Annotated in this window: 29 protein-coding genes; 20 read left to right on the top strand and 9 right to left on the bottom strand. The window is 49.1% G+C overall.

What is annotated here, in order from left to right:
- Window positions 1–65: 65 nt before the first annotated feature.
- The 16 genes from QZQ08_RS00620 (at window position 66) to QZQ08_RS00545 (ending at window position 13460) form a co-directional block, all read left to right on the top strand.
- Entirely contained in the window at window positions 66–641 is a 576-nt protein-coding gene (locus tag QZQ08_RS00620; protein ID WP_296326521.1) for an Asp23/Gls24 family envelope stress response protein, read from the top strand.
- Complete coding sequence (gene amaP, locus QZQ08_RS00615) at window positions 638–1156, top strand: alkaline shock response membrane anchor protein AmaP (RefSeq protein ID WP_296326519.1); 519 nt, start codon at window positions 638–640, stop codon at window positions 1154–1156. Before QZQ08_RS00620 ends, amaP begins: the two co-directional genes overlap by 4 nt.
- A 12-nt stretch (window positions 1157–1168) precedes the next feature.
- A complete protein-coding gene (locus QZQ08_RS00610) occupies window positions 1169–1393 on the top strand; it encodes a DUF2273 domain-containing protein (RefSeq protein ID WP_296326517.1) in 225 nt (74 codons plus the stop codon).
- Window positions 1394–1451: 58 nt separating this feature from the next.
- Complete coding sequence (gene nusB / locus QZQ08_RS00605; protein WP_296326513.1) at window positions 1452–1874, top strand: transcription antitermination factor NusB; 423 nt, start codon at window positions 1452–1454, stop codon at window positions 1872–1874.
- On the top strand, window positions 1861–2829 hold the full coding sequence (locus tag QZQ08_RS00600) for an O-sialoglycoprotein endopeptidase (protein WP_296326510.1): 969 nt from the start codon (window positions 1861–1863) through the stop codon (window positions 2827–2829). Before nusB ends, QZQ08_RS00600 begins: the two co-directional genes overlap by 14 nt.
- Complete coding sequence (gene xseA, locus QZQ08_RS00595; protein ID WP_296326507.1) at window positions 2816–4159, top strand: exodeoxyribonuclease VII large subunit; 1344 nt, start codon at window positions 2816–2818, stop codon at window positions 4157–4159. The genes QZQ08_RS00600 and xseA overlap by 14 nt, the downstream gene beginning before the upstream one ends.
- 1 nt (window position 4160) lies before the next feature.
- Window positions 4161–4397 carry an exodeoxyribonuclease VII small subunit gene (xseB, locus tag QZQ08_RS00590; protein ID WP_296326504.1) on the top strand — a complete coding sequence of 79 codons (237 nt, stop codon included), beginning with the start codon at window positions 4161–4163 and terminating at the stop codon, window positions 4395–4397.
- Window positions 4394–5272, top strand: a complete 879-nt coding sequence (locus tag QZQ08_RS00585) for a polyprenyl synthetase family protein (RefSeq protein WP_296326501.1) — start codon at window positions 4394–4396, stop codon at window positions 5270–5272. The genes xseB and QZQ08_RS00585 overlap by 4 nt, the downstream gene beginning before the upstream one ends.
- A gap of 41 nt (window positions 5273–5313) precedes the next feature.
- Complete coding sequence (dxs, locus tag QZQ08_RS00580) at window positions 5314–7215, top strand: 1-deoxy-D-xylulose-5-phosphate synthase (protein ID WP_296326498.1); 1902 nt, start codon at window positions 5314–5316, stop codon at window positions 7213–7215.
- Entirely contained in the window at window positions 7212–8012 is an 801-nt protein-coding gene (locus QZQ08_RS00575) for a TlyA family RNA methyltransferase (protein ID WP_296326495.1), read from the top strand. The genes dxs and QZQ08_RS00575 overlap by 4 nt, the downstream gene beginning before the upstream one ends.
- 14 nt (window positions 8013–8026) lie before the next feature.
- Window positions 8027–8902 (top strand): NAD(+)/NADH kinase, encoded by an 876-nt coding sequence (locus QZQ08_RS00570; protein ID WP_296326493.1) that lies wholly within the window; start codon window positions 8027–8029, stop codon window positions 8900–8902.
- A gap of 11 nt (window positions 8903–8913) precedes the next feature.
- Window positions 8914–9366: an arginine repressor gene (gene argR, locus QZQ08_RS00565; protein ID WP_296326490.1), complete on the top strand. Its 453-nt coding sequence runs from the start codon at window positions 8914–8916 to the stop codon at window positions 9364–9366.
- A gap of 12 nt (window positions 9367–9378) precedes the next feature.
- Window positions 9379–11076, top strand: a complete 1698-nt coding sequence (recN, locus tag QZQ08_RS00560) for a DNA repair protein RecN (RefSeq protein WP_296326487.1) — start codon at window positions 9379–9381, stop codon at window positions 11074–11076.
- Between the two features lie 41 nt (window positions 11077–11117).
- Window positions 11118–11663: an NUDIX domain-containing protein gene (locus QZQ08_RS00555; RefSeq protein ID WP_296326483.1), complete on the top strand. Its 546-nt coding sequence runs from the start codon at window positions 11118–11120 to the stop codon at window positions 11661–11663.
- A 232-nt stretch (window positions 11664–11895) separates the two neighbouring features.
- Window positions 11896–12156 (top strand): stage V sporulation protein S, encoded by a 261-nt coding sequence (locus tag QZQ08_RS00550; protein ID WP_016459530.1) that lies wholly within the window; start codon window positions 11896–11898, stop codon window positions 12154–12156.
- Between the two features lie 164 nt (window positions 12157–12320).
- Window positions 12321–13460, top strand: a complete 1140-nt coding sequence (locus tag QZQ08_RS00545; protein ID WP_296326474.1) for a DUF438 domain-containing protein — start codon at window positions 12321–12323, stop codon at window positions 13458–13460.
- Between the two features lie 52 nt (window positions 13461–13512).
- Here QZQ08_RS00545 and QZQ08_RS00540 read toward each other — a convergent pair whose 3' ends face one another.
- From QZQ08_RS00540 to QZQ08_RS00510, 7 genes are all read right to left on the bottom strand, one after another.
- Window positions 13513–14484: an ABC transporter substrate-binding protein gene (locus QZQ08_RS00540; protein ID WP_296326472.1), complete on the bottom strand. Its 972-nt coding sequence runs from the start codon at window positions 14482–14484 to the stop codon at window positions 13513–13515.
- Window positions 14485–14538: 54 nt separating this feature from the next.
- The gene (locus tag QZQ08_RS00535) at window positions 14539–15228 is read right to left on the bottom strand and encodes an ABC transporter ATP-binding protein (protein WP_296326470.1); all 690 of its coding nucleotides are present in this window, start codon (window positions 15226–15228) and stop codon (window positions 14539–14541) included.
- The gene (locus QZQ08_RS00530; RefSeq protein WP_296326468.1) at window positions 15228–15983 is read right to left on the bottom strand and encodes an ABC transporter permease; all 756 of its coding nucleotides are present in this window, start codon (window positions 15981–15983) and stop codon (window positions 15228–15230) included. The genes QZQ08_RS00535 and QZQ08_RS00530 overlap by 1 nt, the downstream gene beginning before the upstream one ends.
- Window positions 15973–16233 (bottom strand): TM1266 family iron-only hydrogenase system putative regulator, encoded by a 261-nt coding sequence (locus tag QZQ08_RS00525; RefSeq protein WP_296326467.1) that lies wholly within the window; start codon window positions 16231–16233, stop codon window positions 15973–15975. The genes QZQ08_RS00530 and QZQ08_RS00525 overlap by 11 nt, the downstream gene beginning before the upstream one ends.
- A gap of 124 nt (window positions 16234–16357) precedes the next feature.
- Window positions 16358–17851, bottom strand: coding sequence for a tripartite tricarboxylate transporter permease (locus tag QZQ08_RS00520; RefSeq protein WP_296326464.1), 1494 nt, complete (start codon window positions 17849–17851; stop codon window positions 16358–16360).
- 15 nt (window positions 17852–17866) lie between these two features.
- Window positions 17867–18325 (bottom strand): tripartite tricarboxylate transporter TctB family protein, encoded by a 459-nt coding sequence (locus QZQ08_RS00515; RefSeq protein WP_296326461.1) that lies wholly within the window; start codon window positions 18323–18325, stop codon window positions 17867–17869.
- 21 nt (window positions 18326–18346) lie between these two features.
- A complete protein-coding gene (locus QZQ08_RS00510; RefSeq protein WP_296326458.1) occupies window positions 18347–19342 on the bottom strand; it encodes a tripartite tricarboxylate transporter substrate binding protein in 996 nt (331 codons plus the stop codon).
- Between the two features lie 226 nt (window positions 19343–19568).
- Here QZQ08_RS00510 and QZQ08_RS00505 point away from each other — a divergent pair, with 226 nt between their 5' ends.
- The gene (locus tag QZQ08_RS00505; protein ID WP_296326455.1) at window positions 19569–20939 is read left to right on the top strand and encodes an MATE family efflux transporter; all 1371 of its coding nucleotides are present in this window, start codon (window positions 19569–19571) and stop codon (window positions 20937–20939) included.
- 37 nt (window positions 20940–20976) lie between these two features.
- Here the strand turns inward: QZQ08_RS00505 and fba are convergent, their stop codons facing one another.
- Both fba and QZQ08_RS00495 read right to left on the bottom strand, forming a co-directional pair.
- The gene (fba, locus tag QZQ08_RS00500; RefSeq protein WP_296326452.1) at window positions 20977–21906 is read right to left on the bottom strand and encodes a class II fructose-1,6-bisphosphate aldolase; all 930 of its coding nucleotides are present in this window, start codon (window positions 21904–21906) and stop codon (window positions 20977–20979) included.
- A 50-nt stretch (window positions 21907–21956) separates the two neighbouring features.
- On the bottom strand, window positions 21957–22847 hold the full coding sequence (locus QZQ08_RS00495; RefSeq protein WP_296326448.1) for an RluA family pseudouridine synthase: 891 nt from the start codon (window positions 22845–22847) through the stop codon (window positions 21957–21959).
- Between the two features lie 139 nt (window positions 22848–22986).
- On the opposite strand from QZQ08_RS00495, the gene QZQ08_RS00490 reads away from it, so the two are divergent.
- Genes QZQ08_RS00490 through QZQ08_RS00480 form a run of 3 tightly spaced genes read left to right on the top strand, consistent with a single transcriptional unit; the run spans window position 22987 to window position 24442 of the window.
- The gene (locus QZQ08_RS00490) at window positions 22987–23544 is read left to right on the top strand and encodes a hypothetical protein (protein ID WP_296326445.1); all 558 of its coding nucleotides are present in this window, start codon (window positions 22987–22989) and stop codon (window positions 23542–23544) included.
- Complete coding sequence (locus QZQ08_RS00485; RefSeq protein WP_296326441.1) at window positions 23541–24008, top strand: dUTP diphosphatase; 468 nt, start codon at window positions 23541–23543, stop codon at window positions 24006–24008. The genes QZQ08_RS00490 and QZQ08_RS00485 overlap by 4 nt, the downstream gene beginning before the upstream one ends.
- Complete coding sequence (locus QZQ08_RS00480) at window positions 24005–24442, top strand: hypothetical protein (RefSeq protein WP_296326438.1); 438 nt, start codon at window positions 24005–24007, stop codon at window positions 24440–24442. The genes QZQ08_RS00485 and QZQ08_RS00480 overlap by 4 nt, the downstream gene beginning before the upstream one ends.
- Window positions 24443–24538: the final 96 nt, after the last annotated feature.

The following is a 24538-nucleotide window of genomic DNA, read 5'->3' as shown; positions in this document are numbered from 1 at the left end:
CCTGTGTTATAATTATTTGATACCAACATGGTTTCACGTATATTCTTTCATCTGAGGTGAAATTGATGAGCGATAACAAGGAACTTGAAATGCTGCAGGATGGAACAAAGGTTTCCTCTGAAACGGATGACATGGGCTCCATCCATGTCGATGATGAGGTCCTATCCATTGTTGCAGGACTCGCGGCTTCCGAAGTACCCGGTGTGTATGGCATGAGCGGCGGGATCCGCGGCGGAATCAATGAAATGCTGGGAAAACAAAACTTTTCCAAGGGCATCAAGGTGTTTACGGAAGGACGTACGGTCCGTGTTGAGGTTCATGTCATCATAACTTATGGTTACAATATTCCCGATGTGGCCATCAAACTTCAGGAAAAAGTCAAGGACGCAGTGGAAAATATGGCAGGGTACGAAGTGACAGCTGTGGATATCCATGTGGAAGGCGTCAGAAAAGATAAGCTGGAAGGCCTCTCGGGAAAGGGGGATGTAGCTACCCTGGAAGAACGCTACAAAGAAGCGGTAAGGGAAGAAACCGCCTTGAAGCAGGAACCGAAGGATCCTGAAGGTGAGGATGCAGATTCCTCATCGAAGGAACAAGGAGAAGAAACAGCAAGCCAAGAGGCTTCGGGAGTAAACGCATGAGTATCATTGACCGCATCATTTTGACGCTTTATACCTGCAGCTTGGGTGTAGCCGCTGTTCTTATCATGATTGTCAGCTTGAATTTAGTGCCGCTTGATGAATTTGTGTCATTTGCCAGCCGGATCCCCGGACGCTGGGAATACACGGTTGGCGGGGCTGTCCTTTTTATCATGAGCATCCGTCTTCTTGTTGCTGGCTGGAGCCGTGGATCCAGCAGCAGTCTCACCATTGATACGGAACATGAAGGCCAGATTCACGTAAGCCAGCGTGCCATGGAAGATTACATTGCCAGCTTCACGAACGACGTTTATGGTGTCCATGGGGCCAAGGCCAAGGTCAAGATGAATGGCCAGCAGATTGAAGTGCGCATCAACGCCTCTATTGAACCTGGCATCAATATTCCGGATACGACGGAAGAAGTCCGCCGTACGGTGAAGAAAAATATCTTGACCGTCATTGGTGTGGAAGTCAGCGATGTGGAACTTTATTTTAAACACATCAAGGCAAAAGAGTAGGGGGCCTGAACCATGTGGCAAGAAATGTTTAGAAATATCATGGAAACCAGCCGGTGGCGTGTCATTGGTGCTGGGGTGGGTCTATTTGTGGGAATCCTCTTTCTCTTGCTGGGGTTCTTCAGGGCCGTATTCCTGCTGATCTGCATAGGTCTTGGCTTTTATATCGGCAACAGGATGGACGAAGGAGAGGATTTTGTCGATCTTCTTGATAACCTGCTGCCGCCTTACCGTAGATGATTGAATTGCGCCGCGCCCTTTTGACGCAGAAACCTAACTAGATGGAAATGAGGATATTATGAGTAGAAGAGAAGCACGTACACTTGCAATGAAGAGCTTGTTTTCCCTTGATTTTACAACGGATGTATCTCCTCTTGATACCGTGAAAGCCCTGCTTGAAGATGAGGATACGCCCGCACTTCCCAAAGATGATGAAAACTATGCTGCGGCCCTGGTTACGGGAACCCGGGAGCATCTTGAGGCTATTGACAGCGTCCTTGACACCCTTTCTGACGAATGGAAAGTCAAACGCATGGCTGGAGTCGATCGGAATTTGCTCCGCATGGCTGCTTTTGAGATGTATTTCAGTCCTGAAAAGATTGCTCCTGCCATTGCCATCAGTGAGGCCGTGGAGATTGCTAAAATCTATGGCGGGGATGACTCTCCCCATTTCATCAACGGTCTTTTGGGGACACTTGTGAGAAATCATGGAAAAGACTGACCTTGTCCTTGGCATCGATACGAGCTGCTATACGACAAGTGCAGCCCTTATGGATGGAACGGGTGCGCTGCTTTTTGATGAGCGGCGCCTTCTTCGTGTAAAAGAGGGCCGCCGCGGTCTGTCCCAATCGGAAATGGTCTTCCAGCATACGCGGGCCCTGCCGGATCTTTTGGAACGCATTGATCTTACACAGGGCCGGCTTGCTGCCATTGTCGCATCTAAGCGGCCAAGACCGCTCAAGGAATCTTATATGCCTGCCTTTTTGGTGGGTTGGGGCATGGCACGCAGTTTAAGTCATCTCATGAACGTGCCCCTTGTTGCAGCTACCCATCAGCATAACCATATGTTTGCCGGTTTCTGGGGGCTTCGCCGCCGCCCGCCGGCGCGCTGTCTCGTGGTCCATGTTTCCGGCGGAACGACGGATCTTCTTCTTGCTGAAAGAAGCGAAAATGGTGAGACCATCCTTACGCCCTGCGGAACCAGCATCGACCTTCATGCAGGGCAGATGATTGACCGCGTAGGGGTCGCTTTGGGACTTTCTTTTCCCTGCGGTCCCCAGCTGGAGACACTGGCGCAGGAAGCAGCCCGTCCCTATCCTCTTAAGGTCTGGTCTGAAGAAGGACGCATGAGCCTTTCAGGTCCTGCCACCGCTGCTCTCCGGGCGATTGAAAACGGGGGGAAGGGCAGTGAAATTGCTTTGGGTACACTCCACGCCATTGCCAAGGGCCTTTATCATACAATAAGTTATCTTTGTAGCGTGCACAAGCTTACGGAAGTGCTTTTTGTTGGCGGCGTCAGCGCTAATCTCTATATTCGAAAAGAACTGAGGACCCGCCTGTCGGGAAAGGGTATTGCCCTTCTTACGGCTGATCCAATCTGCAGTACCGATGGTGCAATTGGCAATGCATGGTTTGGAGTCCTCAAAGAAAGAGGGAACGCCCATGATCTTCGGTAAGGTGTTTACTGTTTCTGAAGTCAATCTGTCCTTGAAGGAATTGATTCATAAGGATTCAACCTTCGCCAATCTCCAGATCCAAGGTGAAGTGTCCAATTTCAGGCGGTATGCTTCGGGCCATTGCTATTTCAATCTCAAGGATGGTAAAGGGCTCATCAAGTGCGTTATGTTCAAAGGGTCTGCCCAGCGCCTCAAGAAACTCCCCCGCGATGGGGATCAGGTTGTGGGCGTTGGCCGTATTGACGTCTATGAACGGGATGGAATCTATCAATTCTATGTCGATATGCTCATGCCCGTAGGGACAGGAGACCTAATGGCGGCTTATGAAGCCTTGAAACAGAAGCTGTCTGCAGAAGGCCTTTTCGACGAAGTCCGAAAAAAGCCCCTTCCGGTTTCCCCGCGTATCGTCGGCGTCGTAACAAGTGCCGATGGCGCCGCCATCCGAGATGTTATCCAAGTTGCCGGTCGGCGCGATTCATCGGTCAAGATCCGGCTCTATCCTGTCAAGGTTCAAGGTAAGGAAGCACCACCCGAGATTGTGGAAGGTATCCGTTTCATGAACCGGCATAATCTCTGTGATGTCCTGATTGTCGGCCGCGGCGGCGGATCCATGGAAGACCTCTGGGCCTTTAATGATGAAAAGGTGGTCCGGGCCATTGCAGCTTCAAAGATTCCAATCATCTCTGCCGTAGGTCATGAAATCGATTTTACCTTATCAGACTTTGCAGCTGATAAACGAGCAGCAACACCGTCTCAGGCGGCTGAATTTGCCGTTCCCGATCGCAGGAGGGATATGGCTTCTTATGAAAAATTGGACCTGCGTCTTAAAAAGGCGGTCACAGACCGTTTGTCAGCAGAACGCCAGCGCCTTGGAGGTGTTTTGCAGCGCCCTGTATTTCGCTATCCTGAGCGGCTTACACAAGGGCAGTCCCAGCGGCTTGATCAGTTGGTCCAGTCCTTTTCAGCAAGTTTTAGCCGCCGCTTGGAACGGGAGAACATGCGCCTTATGAAACTGCAGGATCACTGGTTTTTCCGGCATCCCGACATCTTTGTCTCCCGCTATGAAGACCATTTGACCCGCCTCAATAAGGACCTTGACCTTCACTTCCGCAGCGCTCTATCTGAAATCCAGCAGCGTCTTAAAGAAGTGACAGTCAAGCTTCAGCTCCTTGACCCACAGAAAGTCCTGGAACGTGGCTATACCATGACGGAAGGACCCGAGGGCAAGATCATGTCTTCGCTTGTGGGCATCAAGGAAGGCGACGTCATTCGAACCTATTTCAAGGACGGCGCCCTGACGAGCATTGTGAGTAAAAAGGAGGAATCCTGATATGGCTGCCAAGAAGGCAACGTTTGAAGACAATATGAAACGGTTGGAGGAGATTGTAGAAGCACTCGAAAGCGGCAATCTTCCCCTTGAAGATACGGTAAAGCTCTACAAGGAAGGGATGACCCTTTCTGCCCAGTGTGGAGCGGCCCTTAAGAAAGTCGAGCAGGAAGTAGAGAAAGTGACGGCAACTGCTTCGGGCGATGTAAAACTGGAACTCTTCCCAGAGGAGGATGCATGATGGATTTATCCCAATACCTTAAGGAACGGTCCGAACGAGTCGATGACTTTCTCAAAAAAAGAATTGGTGTAGGCGCCATCAGCCGTGTTGATGAAGCCATGGCATACAGTGCCCTTGCGGGGGGAAAAAGGCTGCGCCCGATTCTCCTCATGGCTGCCGCCGATGCCGTCGGTGGCAACGGTACTGATTTTCTGCCTCTTGCGGCCGCTCTTGAAATGATTCATACGTATTCCCTGATTCATGATGACCTGCCCGAAATGGATAATGATGACTACCGCCGGGGGCGGCTCACCAATCACAAGGTTTTTGGTCAGGCCATGGCCGTTTTGGCCGGTGATGGGCTTTTGACCCAGGCTTTTGAGGTGATGACAGAGCAAAAGGGTGTCGATCCGGCTCTCATGGTCGAAATCATTCATCTAATTGCCCGCTACGCGGGACCGGAGGGAATGGTCGGCGGGCAGGCCCTTGATATCAATGCTGAGGAAAAGCACTTGGAACCGTCTGAATTGAAGCAGCTCCATGAGGCCAAGACCGGGGCCTTATTTATCGCTGCCATCCGCAGCGGGGCTCTCTTGGGCGGCGGCAGCAAGGATGAAGTCAATGCACTTACGAAATTTGCTTCCCTTTTTGGTCTTGCCTTCCAAATTACGGACGACATCCTTGATGTTGAAGGTGACAGTAAGGTCATGGGCAAGAAGGCTGGAATGGATGAAAAGATGCACAAATCCACGTACGTCACCCTCTTTACCTTGGAAGGAGCCAAAGCCATGGCCCTTGATACGTTAAAGAAGGCAGAACTTTCCCTAGAGCCTTTTGGCGAAAGGGCAGAACCGCTTCTTGAGATTGCTCGGCATTTGTACAATCGAAAGAAATAGATCTTTACATAACTTTCGTAGCCTGCGAAAGGAGGCGTTTCATGTCACTCATTTCAGAAATCCATTCACCGGAAGATGTAAAAAAAATCGATCCTTCCATGCTTCCCCAGCTATGTGCTGAAATCCGCAGCCTCATTATTGATGTTGTTTCTAAAAACGGGGGCCATCTGGCGCCTAACCTGGGTGTCGTTGAACTGACCATTGCCCTGCACCGTGTCTTTTCTGTTCCCCGTGATAAAATTGTCTGGGATGTAGGCCATCAATCCTATATCCACAAGATCCTAACCGGGCGCCTCAAGGATTTTCCTTCCCTGCGTACCTATGGCGGCCTCTGCGGTTTTCCCAAACGCAGCGAGAATCCTTGTGACGCGTTTGGAACGGGACATGCCAGCACGTCTATTTCAGCCGCTCTTGGTATGGCCTGTGCCCGTGACCTGTCAGGTGATGATTACAATGTCATTGCTGTCATCGGGGATGGGGCCCTAACGGGCGGAGAAGCCATGGAAGGGCTCAATCATGCAGGTGACCTCAAGAAAAAACTCATCGTCATCCTAAATGACAATGAAATGTCTATTTCCCGCAATGTGGGAGCCCTGTCCTCCTACTTGACGGAACTGCGGACAGATCCGGCCTATTCCCGCGTCAAGGCAGATGTAGAAGGCGTACTTAAAGCCATTCCTTCCATTGGCACCCAAGTGGCCAAGACCATTGGGCGGCTCAAGGATTCCCTGAAGTATTTTTTTGTGCCGGGGATGTTTTTTGAAGATCTAGGCTTTAAATATCTGGGCCCTGTGGACGGACATGATATCCCTTCTCTTGTAGAGACCCTGCAAAAAGCCAAGAACCTGACGGAACCGGTGCTCATTCATGTCCTTACAACAAAGGGAAAGGGGTACGCCCCTGCCGAAAAAAGCCCCAATAAATTCCATGGAACAGGGCCTTTTATTGTGGCAACAGGAGAAAAGATCACGAAAAAAGATGCGCCGCCAAGTTATACCAGCATCTTTAGCAAGACGCTCATCCAGTTGGCCGACAAGGACCCCAAACTTGTCGCAATCACTGCGGCCATGCCGGAAGGGACGGGCCTTGACGCTTTTCAAAGGGTTCATCCTGACCGCTATTTTGATGTAGGGATTGCTGAGCAGCATGCAGTGACGATGGGGGCAGGTCTTGCAGCAAACGGATACCATCCTGTGGTTGCCATTTATTCGACTTTTGCCCAGCGTGCCTTTGACCAGCTTCTCCATGATGTGTCCATCCAGGAGCTTCCTTTCACGCTCTGCCTGGATCGGGCCGGCCTTGTGGGGGATGATGGCGCCACGCACCATGGTAATTTTGACTGCTCTTATTTAAGACTCATGCCTCATTTTGTTATCATGGCACCAAAAGATGAAAATGAGCTCCGCCATATGCTCTATACGGCAACTCAGTATGAAGGCCCCTGTGCCATTCGTTATCCTCGCGGCAGCGGTGTCGGTGTGCCCGTGACAGAACCCCTCCATACGCTTCCCATTGGCCGTAGTGAACGGCTTCAGGAAGGAACCCAAATCGATCTTTGGGCCGTGGGGACCATGGTCGAAACGGCTAAGCTGGCAGCCGAACACCTGCGTGCCAAGGGGATTTCCGTGGGAATCGTCAATGGACGCTTCATCAAACCGCTCGATCAAGCGGCGCTCCTTGAAGCCTCCAAAAAGGTCAAGCTCATTGTCACAATCGAAGAAAACGCGCTTTGTGGCGGATATGGGGAAGGCATCATTTCCTATTTAAATCAAGAAAACCGCTTAGGTGACTGCCGCGTCCTTAATCTCGGGATTCCTGATGAATTTGTTTCTCATGGGAAGAGGGAGTTTCTCCTGCGGGACATCCGGCTGGATGAGGACAGCCTTGTGGAACGGATCTTAACCGCCTATCAAGAAATCGAAAGAGAGGCCCTTAAACAATGAAAAAAGAACGGCTCGATCTTTTCCTTGTGGAACAGGGCCTATTTGAATCAAGAAGTAAAGCCCAAGCAGTCATTATGGCAGGGGAAGTCCTTGTCGATGACCAAAAAATCGATAAACCGGGAACCATGGTCAAACCGGATGCCCAAATTACCCTTTTAGGGAAAAAGATGCCTTTTGTCAGCCGGGGGGGCTATAAGCTTAACAAGGCCCTGGAAGTATTTCCCATTTCTTTGGAAGGAAAGACGATGGCCGATCTGGGAGCCTCAACAGGGGGCTTTACGGACTGTGCCCTGCAGCACGGAGCTAAAAAGGTCTTTGCCATTGATGTCGGTTATGGACAGCTGGCCTGGAAGCTCAGAAACGATCCGCGCGTTGTCAATATGGAACGCACCAATGTCCGCTTTCTGGAAGCGGATTCCTTAGGGGAACTGGTTGATGCCGTCAGTATTGACGTAGCCTTTATCTCTTTGGATAAGGTGCTTCCGGCAGCCTATAAGATCATGAAAGATGATGCCTTTCTCATTGCCCTCATCAAACCGCAGTTTGAAGCAGGGCGGGAACATGTAGGGAAAAAGGGCGTTGTGAGGGACCAAAAAGTGCATTTGGAAGTGATTCAAAAGGTGCTCAGCTTTGCCCGGGAAATCGGGTTTATTCCCAAAGGCCTTTCCTATTCTCCCATTAAGGGACCGGAAGGCAATATTGAATATCTATTATATCTTGGAAAAGAGGGCAGCGATGCTGTTTCTGATTCGGATCCCCAAAAAGTGGTGACTGAATCCCATCTTTTTCTTCTATAAGAGGGGGGATTGACATGAGAGAATGGATGGTTGGCATTTTCCCAAACCTCAATAAAGAAAACGTTCGAAATGCCCTGTCGGCCGTCGTCAAGGCGGCAGAACATGCCAAAATCAGGATTGCTTTTCCTAAGGAAATTGCGGCAGCCTTCAACGTGCCGGGTTATGACCAAGAAGATCCGGCAAGCCTCAGCCGCCTTGATTTTGCGATGACCTTGGGCGGAGATGGCACCATTTTGAGGGCCGCCCGTTATGTAACGCCCCTGCAGGTACCGCTCATCGGGGTCAATATGGGCAAGGTTGGGTTCCTGACGGAAGCCTGTTTTCCTGATTTGGAAAAGGTCCTAACAAAATTGGCCGATGGAGCTTATACCATCGAAAAACGCAGCATGCTCCAGCTGTCCATTTGGGAAGCTGGCAAGATCATAAAAAAAGGCCATGCCCTTAATGATATGGTCCTAGAAAGTGCCGATCGTTCCCGACTGACGCGGCTCCGCATGCGCATTGCCGGTCAGCCGTCGGCCAACTTTCCTTCCGATGGCATCATCATTGCGTCGGCGACAGGGTCGACGGCGTATTCCCTTTCTGCCGGAGGGCCTGTTGTTCATCCTAGTCTATCGGTCATGCTCATTACCCCCATTTGTCCTCATGCCCTTCATGCGCGTCCACTCGTTATTCCCATGAAGGATACGATAGAGATTGAACCGTATCCTCCATTTGAGGAAATTCTTGTATCCGCCGATGGGATGACGATTGCAAGCCTTGAAAAAAACCAGAAAGTGATTGTCGAGCGCTGCCCCTTTGATGCGAAGTTTGCCCGCTTGAGTCCGCTGCGTTATTATGAAACTTGGCAGGACCGGCTCCTTCGCAATGAAGGACAGACCATTGTATAGGAAGTGAAATCATGAAATTATCCAGACAGGAAGCAATCAAACAGATCATCAAGACCCAAGTCATTGAGACCCAGAGCGATCTTGCAGAAGCCTTGAAGAAAGCGGGGTTCAATGTGACGCAGGCTACTGTGTCCAGGGATATCAAGGATATGGTGCTGATCAAGGTCCCTGATGAAGATGGTCGGTATAAATATAGTTTTCCTTCTGAGCATAACCAAATCATTACGACGGATCGTTTGGAAGATATGCTCCGCAGTTATATCTTGACCGTGGTTTCTTCGGAGGTCATTATTGTGGTTCATACCCTTCCCGGTACGGCACAGGCGGTTGCTTATGCCATCGACCATCTCAACTGGAGCGAGGTCCTTGGTACTGTGGGCGGTGATGATACGGTCATGCTAATTATCGATTCGCGGGAACATGTAGAGACCGTCAAAACCCGCATCATGCAGAAAAAGAGCTAAGGAGGCTCAGCGATGCTGACATTCCTTGAAGTGCAGCAATTTGCCCTGATTGATAAGGTGAGAATCGGGTTTGCCCCTGGTTTCAACGTTTTTACGGGGGAAACCGGTGCCGGTAAATCCATTCTGATTGATGCGTTAGGGATTGTCCTCGGAGGACGGGCTCCGTCAGATGCAGTTCGCACGGGCGCTGATGCCTATCAGATCCAGGCTGTTTTCGATGTAAAAGAAAATCGTCCCGTAGAAACCCTCTTGTCAGAGTTGGGGCTTTGCGCAGAAGACGGCACCCTCTTTTTGCGCCGCCGCGTTTCCGCACAGGGAAAAAGTCAGGCCTTTGTCAATGATACGCAGGTTCCGGTAAAGACGCTTGCCCGTTTGGGGGCCCTTCTTGTGGACATCCATGGACAACATGAAAATCAGACCCTGCTTCGGCCTGGTGCTGTCATTACTATCCTTCATCACTATGAGCCAGAATTGGCACTGACTCTGAAGGCTTATCAAGAGGCCTTTGAGGCCGCTCAAAAGGGACGGGAAACCCTGTCTTATTGGGAAGGCAAAAATGAACGTCGGGAAGAGGAGCTGGCACGCCTCGAAGATGAGCTCAAAGAAATTGATGACGCCCAGATCAAATTGGGCGAAGATGATGCGCTGCGTGAAACCGTGCGGCGCCTTTCCAACCAGGATAAAGTCAGAGGAGACCTTAGCCGCGCCCACGAACTCCTCTCCGGGGATGAAGGGACACAGGGCGTCCTTGACGCCTTGACAGACGCCAAGGATGCGCTTTTAAGTGCGGCAGCCTACGATTCTTCTTTGGATGACCTTGCCCAAATACTCGATTCGTCCTGGGAGACGCTTGAAGATGTAAGGCAGACCCTTTCTGATCGTCTTTCCGGGGATGAAGATTACCGGGAAACCTTGGAAGAAGCCCAGACTCGACTGGACCTGCTTTATCATTTAAAGAAAAAATATGGAGGATCTTTGGAAGAAATCCTGTCCTATGCAGGTAGGGGAAGGAAGGAGTATGAAAAACTCCAATCCCTGCAGGATGAGATTGATCGTCTTACAAAACTTCAAAAGAAACTGGATGCGGTCCTTCAGGAAAAAGCAGATGATTTGACAAAAAAGAGAAAGGCGGCCGCTGAACGGTTCTGTGCTGACATTCTGCCGCATCTTCATGACCTTGCGATGCCCCATGCCGTTCTTTCCATTCACTTCACCAAATTGGATCACTGTGGAAAAAATGGTCAAGACGAGGCAACCTTTCTTTTTTCGGCCAATGCTGGAATGAAACCGGCACCGCTGATGAAAATTGCGTCCGGCGGTGAGCTTTCACGGTTTGCCCTAGCTGCCAAAACAGTCCTGCTTCGCAAATTTGGCGTCCCGACCATGATCTTTGATGAGATTGATACGGGGGTTGGCGGGGTCACTGCCCAGAAGATGGCTGAGAAAATGGCGCTCATTGCCAAACAGCGGCAGGTATTATGCATTACCCATCTGGCCCAGATTGCCTGTTTTGCCGATCAGCATCTGTATATTGCTAAAAACAGTGACCAAGGGATGACTGCCAGCGAAGTGACGATCCTTTCCCGGGCGGGCCGTATTGAAGAAATCATGCGCATGACGAGCGGAACCCAACAAACAGAATCTGCGCGGGAAAATGCCAAGGAACTGCTTGCCATGGCGGAAAAGGAAAAGCAGCATTTTGGAAATTGACGCAAGCGATGATATTGGATAGGAGTTGAAGAGAATTGTCCATGGACGATGAGAAACTAAGGGAAAGTACCCTTGAAAGTGAATTCATATTTAATGGAAGACTGCTGAAAGTCTATCGGGACCGGGTCCAACTCCCTAATGGACACGAATCCCAGCGGGAATTCATCCGTCACCAAGGTGCCGTAGGCATTTTGCCGATTTTAGATGATGGCAGCATGATTTTTGTCCGTCAGTTCCGTTATCCTGTTAAAAAGGTGCTCTATGAAATTCCGGCGGGAAAGATTGAAGGGGATGAGGCCCCTTTATCCTGCGCCAAACGGGAGCTTTCTGAGGAATCAGGGTATGAGGCGAAGGAATTCAAGAAACTGACGGCCATCCTTACAACACCGGGTTTTACGGATGAACAGATCCATCTGTATGCAGCAACAGGTCTCACATCGGGAAAACAGCATCCTGACGAGGATGAGTTTCTCAATGTCGTGATTCTGACTCCAGAAGAGGTCAAGGAAAAAGTGCTTTCTGGTGAAATCTGCGACGCAAAGAGTCTTTGCAGTCTCTATCTCTATGATCTCATAAAGCGGGCATGAAAAATCCGTTTCTATTCAGTCAAGGGATCGTTTTGCATAAATATTTTGTTTATTTCCTGGTCATTTTATAAATTTGTACACGTTTTAGGGACTTTTAAGTAAAATTTTCGCTATCCATTCAAACATTTGCACAATCTTTACTAGCCAAATTCAAAATTTGTGTTATAATACACTTAAATTGTAGTGATCGAATGTTGTTCACACAGTACTATACTCAATGGGGGGTCTCAAAATGGATGTACTAAAGGTATCAACAAAATCCAATCCAAACTCTGTAGCAGGAGCATTAGCAGGTGTATTGAGAGAAAATGGCAAGGCGGAAATCCAAGCCATTGGTGCAGGTGCCCTGAACCAAGCCGTGAAGGCGATTGCGATTGCCCGTGGTTTTGTTGCACCGCATGGGATGGACCTCATCTGTGTTCCTGCCTTCATCGATATTACTATCGATGGGGAAGAACGCACGGCAATCAAACTGCTCATTGAGCCGCGCTGATGTAGAAGGGACGGTTGATCCTGTAAATCGTCTTTTTCACCTTAAGAACGCCTTTTCCTAAGGGAAAGGGCGTTCTTTTTTTGTTGTTGTAACAACAGAGATAAGACAGCGGTCATGATAAACTGCTAGCAGAACAGAAAATTAGTGATCGTAGGAGGTTTATTATGGACTCTCAAAAAATAAAAAAACTTCAGTCTTATTTGGTCCGTCTTCAAGAAGGTGAAGATCTTGTTTCAGTTCGTCGGGAATTTGAAAAGGATTTTGCCTCAGTCTCAACCGAAGAGATCATGGAAGCTGAGCAAGCCTTGCTTCAAGCAGGAAACCTCAGTGAGAACATGGGACGAATTTGTGATCTTCATTCCGGCCTTCTTCATGGCAAGATGGAAACCATAGGGGAACAGTTCCCGGAAGGTCATCCGCTGCAGCTTTTTTTAAAAGAAAATGAGGCCATTGAAAGCCATCTTGATAAGCTTTCAGCCGTGATGAATGGCCCATTTTCGGCCGCAGATATTCTGTCAGCCCTCGAAGGGCTGCTCCCGATTAAAGCCCATTATGACAAGAAAGATGAAGTTCTTCTGCCCATTTTAGGGCGCAAAGGCATGCCGGGACCCAGCCGTGTCATGTGGAATGTGGATGGGGAAATCCGCAAAAGTCTCCAGGATTTGATCAATAAACTAAAAAAAGAGGATCCCCATACCGAAAAAAGTAACGACGATGCGCTGCACCAGGCTCTTTCAGGACTCCTCAACAGGATGCGAGAGATGATTTTCAAGGAAACGGAAATCCTTGTCCCTATGGTACAGAAACTCGTTGATCAAAATGAGTGGCCCCTTATTGCCGGAGATTTTCCTCGCTTTGGCTGGTCTTATATAACGGATGTGCCGATATGGAACGCTCAGTCCCTTCCTAAAAGCAGGCTGAACCAAGGGCTGAAGGACAATGGAAAGACCATTTTCCTTCCCAGTGGAAAACTGACGGTCACACAGCTTGAGGGCATCCTCAGGACTTTGCCTTTTGAACTCACTTTTGTGGATGCAGCCGATACGAATCAATATTTTTCAGAATCGACGCCTCTTTTTCCCCGGCCTTTGACCGCCCTGGGGCATTCTGTCTATGACTGTCATCCACCAAAGGTTATCCCTATGGTGAAAGGTGTCATAGAAAAACTGCGCAGCGGAGAAAAAGATTCCCTTGGATTTGAAACCATCAAAAAAGGGAAAAAGGCTCGTGTCCGCTATCTTGCCGTACGGGACCGCGAAGGGGCCTATTTGGGAACCCTTGAAGTCGTGGAAGAACTTTCCTGATTGCACAAAAAAAGACGGGTGTCATTATGGGCACCCGCCTTTTTTTATACTGTTATTTGACAAAAAGGGCATCAACATCGACTTTCTTATCCATCATCTTAGCGCTGACAAGGAAGTCCTGCGTCTTTTTCAGGGATTCAATGGCTTCTGGTGTAATATCCATGCTAAAATCATAGAGTCCGTACATGGAGTTAACGGCCTTTTCATCAAGTCCGGTCGTTTTGACAGCAGCCGCCAAGGCTTCTTTTTGATGCTCTTTCATGTAGGTTAAGGTTTCCTTTTGGACGGAGAGGAAGAGGTCCACCAAATCTTTGTGCTCCTTATAGAACTGACCGCTCGTTGCAGTGACCGTAAGACCTGAAACTAGGCCGTCCCCGGTCGTGACTACATGCATGCCCTTTTCTTCTTCCTGATAGGCCAAGGGACCAGCCAGAAGGGCACAGTCGGCACTGCCGTTTTCAAGGGCCGCCCGGGCTTGCGGAAGACCCATGGAAACGAATGTTACGTCTTCCATGCTAAGGCCGCCCTGTTTGAGATAGGCGGCAAGGAGCTCGTGGAGGATGGTTCCCTTGGGACCAGCGATGGTTTTTCCTTTAAGTGCCTGCGGGGAGCTGATGGCTGCGTCCTTGGAAAAGAGCTTGAAGGCTTTAGGGGCTTGGGAGTACAGGCTGATGATTTTGATATCAGCCCCATTTGCTGCAGAAAGAAGGACGGAAGAGCCACCAACGCAGTTGAGGAACTGAATATCACCAGAAGCCAGGGCAGCCGTCTGGTCAGCACCACTCGTTATCGTGGAATAGGTCACGGGAATTCCCTTTTCCTTGAATTTTTTTGCAAAGGATTGATTGGCTTTTTCAACGATAGAAGGGACGTTGAGCGGCGCCTGGACGTAGGTTATGCTTATTTTTTCGGGCTTTGCCGGCGCAGCTTGCTTGCCATCCTTATTGGTGGAGCAAGCGGTAAGGGTAAGACTCAGTGTCAGCACGCCTAACAAACCAGCCATCCGTTTGATTGTTTTGTTCATTGGTCAATGACTTCCTTTCTTGGAGCGGGAACAGAGAATCTGCTCTCCAAATGATTATATTTCAAGGGCTTCAAGGATCTGCCGCTTGATTGCGATGTAAGGCGCTGAAAGAAGATCCCGCAAGGCAGCCTCTTGAGGAAGCACTTTTTCAAAGATGAACTTGCCGCCTTCGAGAATGAGGATTCTATCTCCCAAGCGCAGGGCCTCATCAACATTATGGGTCACAAGGAGGACCCCAAAGGGACATTTTTTTCGCATGGCTAGAAGTTCTTCTTGAATATGCCTCCTTGTGAAATAGTCCAAGGCAGCAAAGGGCTCATCCATAAGGATAAAATCATTGTCTTGGGCCAGCGTCCTTGCTAGACTCGCCCGCTGCTGCATGCCGCCTGAAAGTTCATGGGGATAGCGGGAAGCTGCTTCTTTTAGGTGAACCAGTTCGAGCAGCTGTGACAATTCCTCTTCTGTGAGGGTTTTCTTTCCTAGGGTGATGTTATCCCGGAGAGTCAAAAAAGGCATGAGCCTTGCTTCCTGAAACATCATGCCCAGACGAAGGGCAGGGGGCATCGTGATCTTTCCTTCAGCTTTTTCAAGACCCATGATGAGGCGCAGCAGGGTAGTTTTCCCGCATCCGCTCTTTCCTAGGATGACCGAGACTTCCTTAAGCGGAAAGGAATAGGTAAGATTGTTAAGGATAGTGTTTGGACCGTAGCATTTTCTGATATGGTCCAAGGTAAGGGCATCCATCAAGATTTTCTCCTTTCATAAGGGAAAAGGACGTAGGAGAAGAGACTGAAAAGGCCGTCCAAGATAAGCCCCATAAGTCCAATTACCAGGATTCCCACAATCACTTTATCGCTTCGGCTCATGGTTTGGGCGTCCAGGATGAAATAGCCAAGGCCCTTGTCGGCCGCAATCATTTCTGCACCGATGATGGCCCTCAGGCTGTAGCCCATGCCAATCCGCATTCCTGTAACGATGGTCGGAAGGGCAAGGGGCAGACGGATCTTCCATAAGGTCTCTCCTTGGGAAAATCCAAGGGTCTTGCCCACTTCCAAGAGCTTAGGGTCAGTTCTTAACAGCCCATCTTCCATATTAAGATAAATAGGGAAAAAGGTGGCTAAGATGATGACGAGGAGTTTAGGTGTTTCGCCGATGCCAAACCAGAGGATCAAGAGAGGAATGAGGCTAAGCGGCGGAATATGCTGAATGAAGACGAGAAGTCCATGGTTCATTTTCCTGAAAAACGGAAAGAGAAGGCTTATGGTTACAAGGAAGGCAGCAAGGAGAAAAGACCAGAAAAATCCCATGAGGACGCGCATCATGCTAAGAAGAGCGTGTTCTACGAGCTGTCCATTTTGGATCATGATGAGGAGGGTCTCCCACACCCGTTCCGGCGAGGGCAGAATATAGGGCGTCCAAAGTTTGGCCGAAGCGGCGTTTTTCCATAAAAGCCCCAAGACAATGAAGGGAATCAGGGGCGGCAGGTCATTACGCTTCATGGCTGGGGAGCTTTGCGTAGGCAATCTTTGCGGTAACTCCGGACAGTTTTCCGATAAGTCCGCTCATCCTGCTGATCTCGTCCTGGGGCGCATCAACGACGACACTGATGATGTTGACGTTACGGGCGTGATAGGGGATGCCCATACGTCCGACAATCCAGCGGCTAGATAGATGAAGGATCTGATTGACTTTTTCCACGGCATCGGAATCATCGATGAGGATGCCAATGAGGGCTACACGGGTTTCCATAAAAAATCGTTCCTTTCTGAACCTTGTCTAAAAGAGAAAAAGCCGCATCCATCCGATGCGGCTTAGAAAGTAACAGGCCTCTTTCATCGCAATTGAATTTTGATGTCAGATGGGCAAATTCATTTTATTTTTTGCTGCCCTTGCAGAGTTTTATTAAAAGCGGGGATAAAAGAGACAGCAGGCTCAGCGCAATGAGCACTTGGCAGATGGTCGTCGAGAAAAGGACACTGATGTCGCCGCCTGAAATGGAAAGGCTTCGGCGCAGACCGCGCTCCCCTAAGGGGCCTAAAATGAGGGCCAGGACAACAGCGGCCGTGTTCATATTGACCTTACGCATAATGTAGCCCACAATACCAAATAAAAACATAACAACGACATCAAAGAAGTTGTTGTTGATGGCAAAGGAACCAACGACACAAAGGACAAAGATACATGGAATCAGGATGGCATCGGAGATGCGGGCAATCTTGGCAAAGAGCCGAGACCCAACAAGGCCGATGGCCAGCATGAAGAACTGGATGAAGACAAATCCACCAAAGAAAGTATACGTCATGTCAGCATACTTTGTAAAGAGTTCAGGTCCGGGCTGAAGCCCCTGAATGATGAGCCCTCCCATGAGGACAGCCGTAACACTCTCCCCGGGGATACCCAAGGTGAGGGTAGGGATGAGGGACCCGCCCGTAACGGCATTGTTAGCCGCCTCAGAACCGGCAATCCCTTCTATGGAGCCGTGACCAAACTCTTCTGGATGCTTGGAAAAGCGTTTGGCTTCATTGTAGCCCATGAAGCAGGCAATGGAAGCTCCGGCACCGGGAAGGATCCCGATGATGTTACCGATAATCCAACTGCGCAGGACCGTTGGTGTAATCTGCTTGAGTTCACTTTTGGTCAGGATGATGGAATCATCAAAGTGAGCAGCCCGGGCCCGTTTGACAATGGCTTTTTCCGCAAGGATAAAAGCTTGGGATAGGGAGAAGAGACCAATCAGGGCACCTGTAATGTTAACGCCGTTATAAAGGGCATCCTGACCGAACATGAACCGTTCCACGCCTTCCATAGGGTCCATACCGATGGTGGATAGGACAAGGCCAAAGGCTCCGCTCATAAGGCCTAAGATCATGGAGTCGGAGTTGATGCCCGCAATGATGGTGAGACCAAATAAACTTAACCAAAAATACTCAGGACTGCCAAATTTCATGGCAAGTTCGGCTAAGATGGGAGCAAAGAAATAAAGGGAAAGACAGGATAACAGCCCACCAAAAAATGAAGCCGTACAGGCTGTTCCCAAGGCTTTGCCCGCTTTTCCCTTGAGGGTCATGGCGTAACCGTCAATGGCCGTTGCAGCAGAAGCTGGGGTTCCAGGGGTATGAATCAAAATAGCAGAAATTGAGCCGCCAAAAATGGCGCCGCAGTAAATTCCACCCAGCATGATCAGGCCTGATGACGGCTCCATACCAAAAGTCAGGGGCAGCAGAAGGGCTACGCCCATAGCGGCTGACAGCCCCGGCATGCAGCCAATAATGATGCCCATTGTAACCGATAGGAGCATGACGACGAGGTTGGTTGGTGTCAGGGCATTGAGGAAGCCCGCCATCATTAACGCATATTGATTTTCCATTCTGTCGCGGCCTCCTTAAAGAATATCATAGAACAGTTCGCCTACTGGCAGCGGTACATTCAAGGATTCACTGAAGACGCCGTAGATAAGAAGCAAAAGAACTGCAGTGGTCAAAACTATATATTTCTTTTCAATCTTGAAATAGTGCATCATAAAGCCGATATAAAGGACGGCCGTTAGATAGAATCCAATGAAGTACATTCCCACGAAAAAAAGGATGGACGCAAGGAAGGAGGTCACAAACTGACGAGGCAGGAAATCCTTCCAAACGACATCGGCATCACTGACGAGGGAAAAATGCCCGTGGCAGCCGATCAGCATCTTGACCAGCTGCAGCACGGACAGAACCGCCAGAAGCGAGATGACAAAGAGCGGATAATGCTGTGCCTTTTCTGGAAGCAGCAGCGTCTCATGATAGAAAAATCCGCAAAATGCCAGCATAAAAACCACGATGGCAAGTTCTGATTTTTTCATAGATGATAGGACTCCTTAAGATTATTTGGTGTAAAGCTTGGAAACAACATCCCGGCAGAATTCGAGCTGCTGACTGATCAGTTCACCAAGCTGTTTGTTGTCAAGATAGTCCATGGTAAGACCAGCATTCTTATGATCACGGATGGTTTGTTCGTCAGTCATGACAATCTTGAAGATATCGACATAATATTTGATGATATTATCCGGCGTTCCTTTTGGAGCTACAAGGGCGCGGGCCGTACCATACCACTTGTTGTAATAGCCTAGTTCACCCAAGGTTGGGACATCCTTCAGGCTGTCCAGCCGTTTTTCCGAATAAACGCCGAGCACGCGAAGCACAGGGGAAGACCCGCCAATCAGAGGTTCGACGTCGCCGACCTTGGCGCAGGAAAAGTCCACTTCGCCTTGGCGCAGGGCAAGGAGCTGATCTGCCGTGCCGCCGTAAGGAACGGCATTGTATTCGAATTTAGCCGATTTTGCAAGAAGCTGGGCAGCCGTGTGGTTGGAAGCCTGTACCCCGTTGGTGGAAGCCTTAAGTTTTCCAGGGTTTTGTTGGGCCTCTGCTACCAGATCCTTTAGCGTTTTCCATTTGCTGTCCGCACGGACGACAACGACACTTGTTTCCTTCAAGTGATTGGCAATGGGCACGATACTCTTTTCATTGAAAGCGGAACCTTTCTGCAGGGCCAAGGTTGTATAGGTCGGCAGGTTGATATAACCAATGGTGTACCCATCTGGTTTGGCTTTGGACAGTTCCGTCCAGCCAATTTTTCCGTCTGCCCCGGGTTTATTATCCACAATCAAGGTCTTGCCAATATGTTTTTCCGCATCCTTGCAAAGGATACGAGCCCCAGTATCTGTACCGGATCCTGCTTTGTAGGCGACAATGACATGGATGTCCTTTTCTGGTTTCCAAGCCCCGTTTGATTTGGCCGCTTCCTTTTTGCCGCCGCAGGCCGTAAGGGCAAGGGCCATGGCACAAAGGGCGGAAGCTGCGAGCAATCTTTTCATTTTCATCGTAAAACTCCTCCTTTATGGAAAATGTAAAAACTATGTAAATTAATTGTAACATATTGTGCAGGGAAAAAAGAGAATTGCTTGATTTTTTCAGTCAACTTAGAACAGGGTATCTCTTTTCAGCGCAGCTCCTGTGGCGTCTGCAAAATGACAGGAACTATGATAAAATAGGGGGGGATCTTGATGATTTCCAGATCCTATTATATGAAAGCAACGGTAGAATCCTATGCATAATCCACAAGATAAACGTTCCGAAAAATTCCACGAGATGCTGGAAGCTCCTGTGGATCGACTCATTTTAAAACTTGCCATTCCTTCTATCCTAAGTATGCTGACCACTAGTTTTTACAATATGGCGGATACGTTTTTTGTGAGCAAGCTGGACACCAGTTCCACCGCTGCGGTAGGTGTAACCTTTGCCAGCATGTCCATCATCCAGGCCCTTGGTTTTTTCTTTGGCCAGGGATCAGGAACCTACATGGCCCGGGAACTGGGAGCCCAACGTATCCAAAATGCACGTATCATGGCAAGTACGAGTTTCTTTTATGCTTTTATTTGCGGCCTCCTGCTTTTGCTTATTGGGCATTTCAATGCGCGGGACATTGCCCAGCTGACAGGGTCCACGCCAACCATCCTGCCTCATGCGGCTTCTTATTTAGCCATCATCATGTGTGGAGCGCCTGTTATGATGTGTTCCCTCCTTATGAATAACCATCTGCGGTTTCAAGGAAGCAGTGCCTTTGGGATGGTGGGCATCATGGCCGGAGGATGCCTCAATATGCTCCTTGATCCCCTTTTTATCTTTTCCTTAGGTCTTGGTGTATCAGGGGCTGCGTACGCGACGGTCATCAGCCAATGCTTTAGTTTTATCATCCTTCTTGTCATGACCCACAAAGGCGGCAATATTCCCATCAGATTCCGCGATTTTCATCCATCAGCCGTCCTTTTCAAGGAAATTACGGCAGGTGGGCTGCCCTCTTTGTTTAGGCAGGGGACAGCAAGTCTTGCAACAATCAGCCTTAATGTGGCAGCCGGGGCATTTGGGGATGCTGCCATCGCAGCCATGAGTATTGTCACGCGGCTTGCCTTTATTGGCGCGTCTGCCATCATCGGTATTGGACAAGGATTCCAGCCAGTCTGCGGTTTTAGTTATGGTGCTCGGTCCTATCAACGGCTGCGCGACGGATTTGCCTTTTCCCTTCGTATGAATACACTGGTTGGACTTACGGCAAGTCTTGTAGGCTTTTTCTTTGCCGATCCTATTCTCCGTTTGTTCCGCGACGATCCCCTCGTCATTTCCATCGGGACCCAGGCGCTCCGTGCCCAATGTCTTACATTTACGACACTGGCTTTCGTGATCATTGCAAATATGCTTTTGCAGGTTACAAGACGCACAATCGGGGCTGTTCTTATCTCCATCGGACGGACAGGACTTTTCCTGATCCCTTTTGTACTCATTGTGCCTCGTATCTTTGGCCTTACGGGGCTGATCTGGTGTCAATCCTTATCCGATCTATGTGCCTTTTTCCTCTCTTTGTACTTGGCAAGGCAATTCTTCCGGACCCTTCCCCAAAAAGATGACCAAACGCCCAACTAAGAAAAAACAGCTGCCCTTGCGAGCAGCTGTTTTTTCATTAAAGACGATGGGAGGAGTTGAGGACGTCCCGCATCTTGTGGGAGACCATATCCTTGATGGCCTGACGGCCAGCGCCTAAGTAGGAGCGGGGATCGAAGTCTTCCGGATGTTCTGCCAGGTACTTACGGATGGAAGCGGTCATGGCAAGACGCAGGTCCGTATCGATATTGATCTTGCAGACCCCGTATTTGCCGGCTTTAAGGAGCATGTCTTCCGGTACCCCTTGGGCACCGTCAAGCTTGCCGCCATAACGGTTGCATTCTTCTACAAAGGCCGGAATGACCGTGGAGGCTCCGTGGAGGACCAAGGGGAAGTTTGGCAGCAGGTTGGAAATCTTTTCAAGGCGTGCGAAGTCAAGTTCCGGTTTTCCCTTGAATTTATAGGCACCATGGCTTGTCCCGATGGCAATGGCTAGGGAATCGACACCCGTTCTTTCTACAAACTCAACAGCCTGATCGGGATCGGTGTAGGTTGCATCCTTCGTATTGACCTTGACGGCGTCTTCTACACCAGCCAATTTGCCCAATTCGGCTTCGACGACAACCCCTTTGCTGTGGGCATAGTCGACAACACGTTTTGTCAATTCAATATTTTCCTCGAAAGGATATTTGGAACCATCAATCATGACAGATGTGAAACCGCCATCAACGCAGGCCTTGCAGATCTCGAAATCAGCACCGTGGTCAAGATGGAGGGCAATGGGCAGGTCCGTGTCTTCGAGGGCAGCCTGGACGAGGTGAATCAAATAGGCGTGCTTGGCATATTTCCGGGCACCAGCGGAAACCTGAAGAATCAGTGGGGATTCTTCTTCTTTGGCGGCATCGACAATCCCTTGGACGATTTCCATATTATTGACGTTGAAAGCCCCGACTGCATAGTGACCTTCATAAGCTTTCTTGAACATTTCTTTTGTTGTTACAAGTGGCATAATACATCCTCCTATCAATAAAATTCGATTTCATTATACCATACTCTCCATCATCTTTTGTTCCTTTTTTTGGAACGACAGGGGATAAAAGCCTTATTGATAGGTAAGGAAAAGGGAAGGGAGGAATCCGTAATCTTTACATCCTTTCCCGATAGGGGATGGCGGAACTGGAGACGCACCGCATGCAGAGCATGTGGTTTTGGGGAACCTTTCTCCCCGTAGAGGGTATCGCCCAGAAGCGGGTGTCCCATGTATGCTGCGTGTACGCGAATCTGATGTGTGCGTCCGGTATAAAGATGGAAGGCAACCAAACTTTTTTCTGCATCCTGCCAAAGCACGCGGTAGCGCGTACGGGCAGTTTTTCCCTGGGGCGCAACACATCGCTCGATGATGGAGCCTTCCCTGCGGGCAATGGGCTGATTGATGAGTCCGGAAGATTTTTCCCAATGGCCTTGCGAGAAGGCAAGGTAAAGTTTTTTCATAGGAGTCTTGGTGAGCATATGATGGAGTGCAGCATTTTTGGCAAATAGAACGATGCCGCTTGTTTCACGGTCAAGACGGGAAACCGGATGAAGGGCGGCCTTGATATCATGTTCCCTGTAATAGAAGAGAACGCGGCGGGATAGGGAGGACTCTTGGGTGAGACCGCTGTTATGGACAAGCAGTCCTTGCTCCTTATGAACGGCAAGAAGGAACTCGTCTTCATAAAGAATCGTAAGAGGCCCTTCTTCCGGGGCAAGGTCCGTTTCTTCCGGTAAGAAAGGAAAACTGACCCGATCATTGGCTGAAAGCGGGATATCCCATACTGTGACGACGCCATTGACAAAAAGAGCCTGAGCTTTTTTTAAAGCTTTCCAGTAGGAAGCCGACAATCCCCACTGCATGAGAAATGTCTTTAAATGAATCCCTGATTGGTCCTTCGGGACAAACAGCTGGTTCATGGAACCCTCCTTGTTATTGACTGGCACGCTTTCCACCTTGAAGTCTCCCTTTCAAGCTGTTGACTATCTTACCCACATTGAGTAAGATGAAGGGTAGGAAAGTTGAAAGAAATCATATCCATAATTTACTGCTTAGAAGATGAGAAATGAGGAAAAGGTCATGAAAAAGGAGCTCTTGGTGCTGCTCGCATCAGTTTTGACGTTCTATACAGGAAAAACCGTCTCCGCAAAGGAAACCTACCAGCTCCTGGGAGTCAATCCTGCTGGTGAGTACTATGTGGAGCAAGAGTCCCTTGAAAAGGCGCTTCAAAAGGAAAAAGGGGGCCTGCTTGAAAAGGTTAAGACGAAAGCCGTCTTGAAGGATCATAACTTTATCCGTCTTTTAGGGGAAACCTACAAGAAAAAACTCGAAAAAAGCGACCGACCTGGTTCGTGCGAACTTATTGTATCATTAAACATAGAAAATCACACCTATAAAGTCGATCAGGTCGCTCTCCTGTCCAAGAAAGGAAGAGTCATCGAAAAGAAGCATTTGAAAGAATCCTTCATTCCCATCCCTAAGATGACATTCATTGAAGCCTTATCACGTTCTGCTCAGGCAGGCGTGGAACTAAGACGTGTGAATCCGGTCCTTCCCTCAGGAATCAGTGTGAAGACTTCGGAAAGCACAAAAAAGAGAGGTCATAACGAAAAATGAGAAAACGTGGTTTTGAAAAGATTGCAGCTTATGCAGATCGGCAATTTCCCATGCCGACAAGACAGACAAAATATTCCGCTGGCTATGACATCTATTTGCCAGAATCTGTGACGATTTCTGCCCATTCCCAGAAGATGGTTCCTACGGGAATCAAGGCCTATATGCAGGATGACGAGTTCCTGGGTATCCATATCCGCTCCAGTATGGCCATCAAACGTCATTTGCGGCTTGTCAATAATGAAGGGATTGTTGATGCCGATTATTACAATAATCCTGATAATGAGGGTCATCTAATGATTGCGCTCGCCAATGATACCGATGACGACATTGTCCTTGAAGCTCATGAGCGGGTTGCTCAAGGCATTTTTTATCGCTATCTCACAACGGATGATGATGAAAGCAAGGAAAAGTCGGCTCGCAGTGGTGGGTTTGGCAGCACGACCAGCAAGGAGGAAGACAAATGAAATCAATGAAGGATCTCGTCAATGCCTGTGCTACGATAGGTGATTGGGGCGGCTATAAGATCTATGAGTGGTATAAACTCTTTCCTGAAGAGCGGGAACGGGCCCTGCGGGAGTATATGTACCTTAAGACCCATATGATCCAGGACTGCGCGCATCAGGTTGGTCTTCATCCTTCCCTTGAGGTCTGGAATGATTTTTTCGATCAGGTTGGCACTGCCTTTGAACTGGATCCCGCCAATCTTTGCCATGCCACCTATGATGGGCTTGTGGAGGCCCTGCATGCTTATGAAGGAGAAAAGTTCAACGCCATTTTAAAAACTTTTGAGACCCGCAGTGGGATTGGGAGCACGGCCTATTCGCGGCAATTTGTGCCGGAACTGACCGATCTTGTGACGCGGACGGCTTCCAGCCTTCGTAAGCTTCTTCAGGAGTAGGCTTTTTGGGATAAATAAAAACAAAAGGTTGATTGCAATAGCAAATAGGACACTAGACAAAAAGTTTATGAGGACGTTTTCAGCTTAGCAATCTGT

This window comes from uncultured Acidaminococcus sp., assembly GCA_900538365.1.
Classification (GTDB): domain Bacteria; phylum Bacillota; class Negativicutes; order Acidaminococcales; family Acidaminococcaceae; genus Acidaminococcus.
The sequence above is the reverse complement of the archived record's forward strand: the minus strand, read 5'-3'. Positions and strand labels throughout refer to the sequence as shown.

Excerpts from the sequence above, each read along its gene's own strand:
- QZQ08_RS00620 (WP_296326521.1), top strand. The coding sequence starts at position 66 with ATGAGCGATAACAAGGAACTTGAAATGCTGCAGGATGGAACAAAGGTT.
- amaP (WP_296326519.1), top strand. The coding sequence starts at position 638 with ATGAGTATCATTGACCGCATCATTTTGACGCTTTATACCTGCAGCTTG.
- QZQ08_RS00610 (WP_296326517.1), top strand. The coding sequence starts at position 1,169 with ATGTGGCAAGAAATGTTTAGAAATATCATGGAAACCAGCCGGTGGCGT.
- nusB (WP_296326513.1), top strand. The coding sequence starts at position 1,452 with ATGAGTAGAAGAGAAGCACGTACACTTGCAATGAAGAGCTTGTTTTCC.
- QZQ08_RS00600 (WP_296326510.1), top strand. The coding sequence starts at position 1,861 with ATGGAAAAGACTGACCTTGTCCTTGGCATCGATACGAGCTGCTATACG.
- xseA (WP_296326507.1), top strand. The coding sequence starts at position 2,816 with ATGATCTTCGGTAAGGTGTTTACTGTTTCTGAAGTCAATCTGTCCTTG.
- xseB (WP_296326504.1), top strand. The coding sequence starts at position 4,161 with ATGGCTGCCAAGAAGGCAACGTTTGAAGACAATATGAAACGGTTGGAG.
- QZQ08_RS00585 (WP_296326501.1), top strand. The coding sequence starts at position 4,394 with ATGATGGATTTATCCCAATACCTTAAGGAACGGTCCGAACGAGTCGAT.
- dxs (WP_296326498.1), top strand. The coding sequence starts at position 5,314 with ATGTCACTCATTTCAGAAATCCATTCACCGGAAGATGTAAAAAAAATC.
- QZQ08_RS00575 (WP_296326495.1), top strand. The coding sequence starts at position 7,212 with ATGAAAAAAGAACGGCTCGATCTTTTCCTTGTGGAACAGGGCCTATTT.
- QZQ08_RS00570 (WP_296326493.1), top strand. The coding sequence starts at position 8,027 with ATGAGAGAATGGATGGTTGGCATTTTCCCAAACCTCAATAAAGAAAAC.
- argR (WP_296326490.1), top strand. The coding sequence starts at position 8,914 with ATGAAATTATCCAGACAGGAAGCAATCAAACAGATCATCAAGACCCAA.
- recN (WP_296326487.1), top strand. The coding sequence starts at position 9,379 with ATGCTGACATTCCTTGAAGTGCAGCAATTTGCCCTGATTGATAAGGTG.
- QZQ08_RS00555 (WP_296326483.1), top strand. The coding sequence starts at position 11,118 with ATGGACGATGAGAAACTAAGGGAAAGTACCCTTGAAAGTGAATTCATA.
- QZQ08_RS00550 (WP_016459530.1), top strand. The coding sequence starts at position 11,896 with ATGGATGTACTAAAGGTATCAACAAAATCCAATCCAAACTCTGTAGCA.
- QZQ08_RS00545 (WP_296326474.1), top strand. The coding sequence starts at position 12,321 with ATGGACTCTCAAAAAATAAAAAAACTTCAGTCTTATTTGGTCCGTCTT.
- QZQ08_RS00540 (WP_296326472.1), bottom strand. The coding sequence starts at position 14,484 with ATGAACAAAACAATCAAACGGATGGCTGGTTTGTTAGGCGTGCTGACA.
- QZQ08_RS00535 (WP_296326470.1), bottom strand. The coding sequence starts at position 15,228 with ATGGATGCCCTTACCTTGGACCATATCAGAAAATGCTACGGTCCAAAC.
- QZQ08_RS00530 (WP_296326468.1), bottom strand. The coding sequence starts at position 15,983 with ATGAAGCGTAATGACCTGCCGCCCCTGATTCCCTTCATTGTCTTGGGG.
- QZQ08_RS00525 (WP_296326467.1), bottom strand. The coding sequence starts at position 16,233 with ATGGAAACCCGTGTAGCCCTCATTGGCATCCTCATCGATGATTCCGAT.
- QZQ08_RS00520 (WP_296326464.1), bottom strand. The coding sequence starts at position 17,851 with ATGGAAAATCAATATGCGTTAATGATGGCGGGCTTCCTCAATGCCCTG.
- QZQ08_RS00515 (WP_296326461.1), bottom strand. The coding sequence starts at position 18,325 with ATGAAAAAATCAGAACTTGCCATCGTGGTTTTTATGCTGGCATTTTGC.
- QZQ08_RS00510 (WP_296326458.1), bottom strand. The coding sequence starts at position 19,342 with ATGAAAATGAAAAGATTGCTCGCAGCTTCCGCCCTTTGTGCCATGGCC.
- QZQ08_RS00505 (WP_296326455.1), top strand. The coding sequence starts at position 19,569 with ATGCATAATCCACAAGATAAACGTTCCGAAAAATTCCACGAGATGCTG.
- fba (WP_296326452.1), bottom strand. The coding sequence starts at position 21,906 with ATGCCACTTGTAACAACAAAAGAAATGTTCAAGAAAGCTTATGAAGGT.
- QZQ08_RS00495 (WP_296326448.1), bottom strand. The coding sequence starts at position 22,847 with ATGAACCAGCTGTTTGTCCCGAAGGACCAATCAGGGATTCATTTAAAG.
- QZQ08_RS00490 (WP_296326445.1), top strand. The coding sequence starts at position 22,987 with ATGAGAAATGAGGAAAAGGTCATGAAAAAGGAGCTCTTGGTGCTGCTC.
- QZQ08_RS00485 (WP_296326441.1), top strand. The coding sequence starts at position 23,541 with ATGAGAAAACGTGGTTTTGAAAAGATTGCAGCTTATGCAGATCGGCAA.
- QZQ08_RS00480 (WP_296326438.1), top strand. The coding sequence starts at position 24,005 with ATGAAATCAATGAAGGATCTCGTCAATGCCTGTGCTACGATAGGTGAT.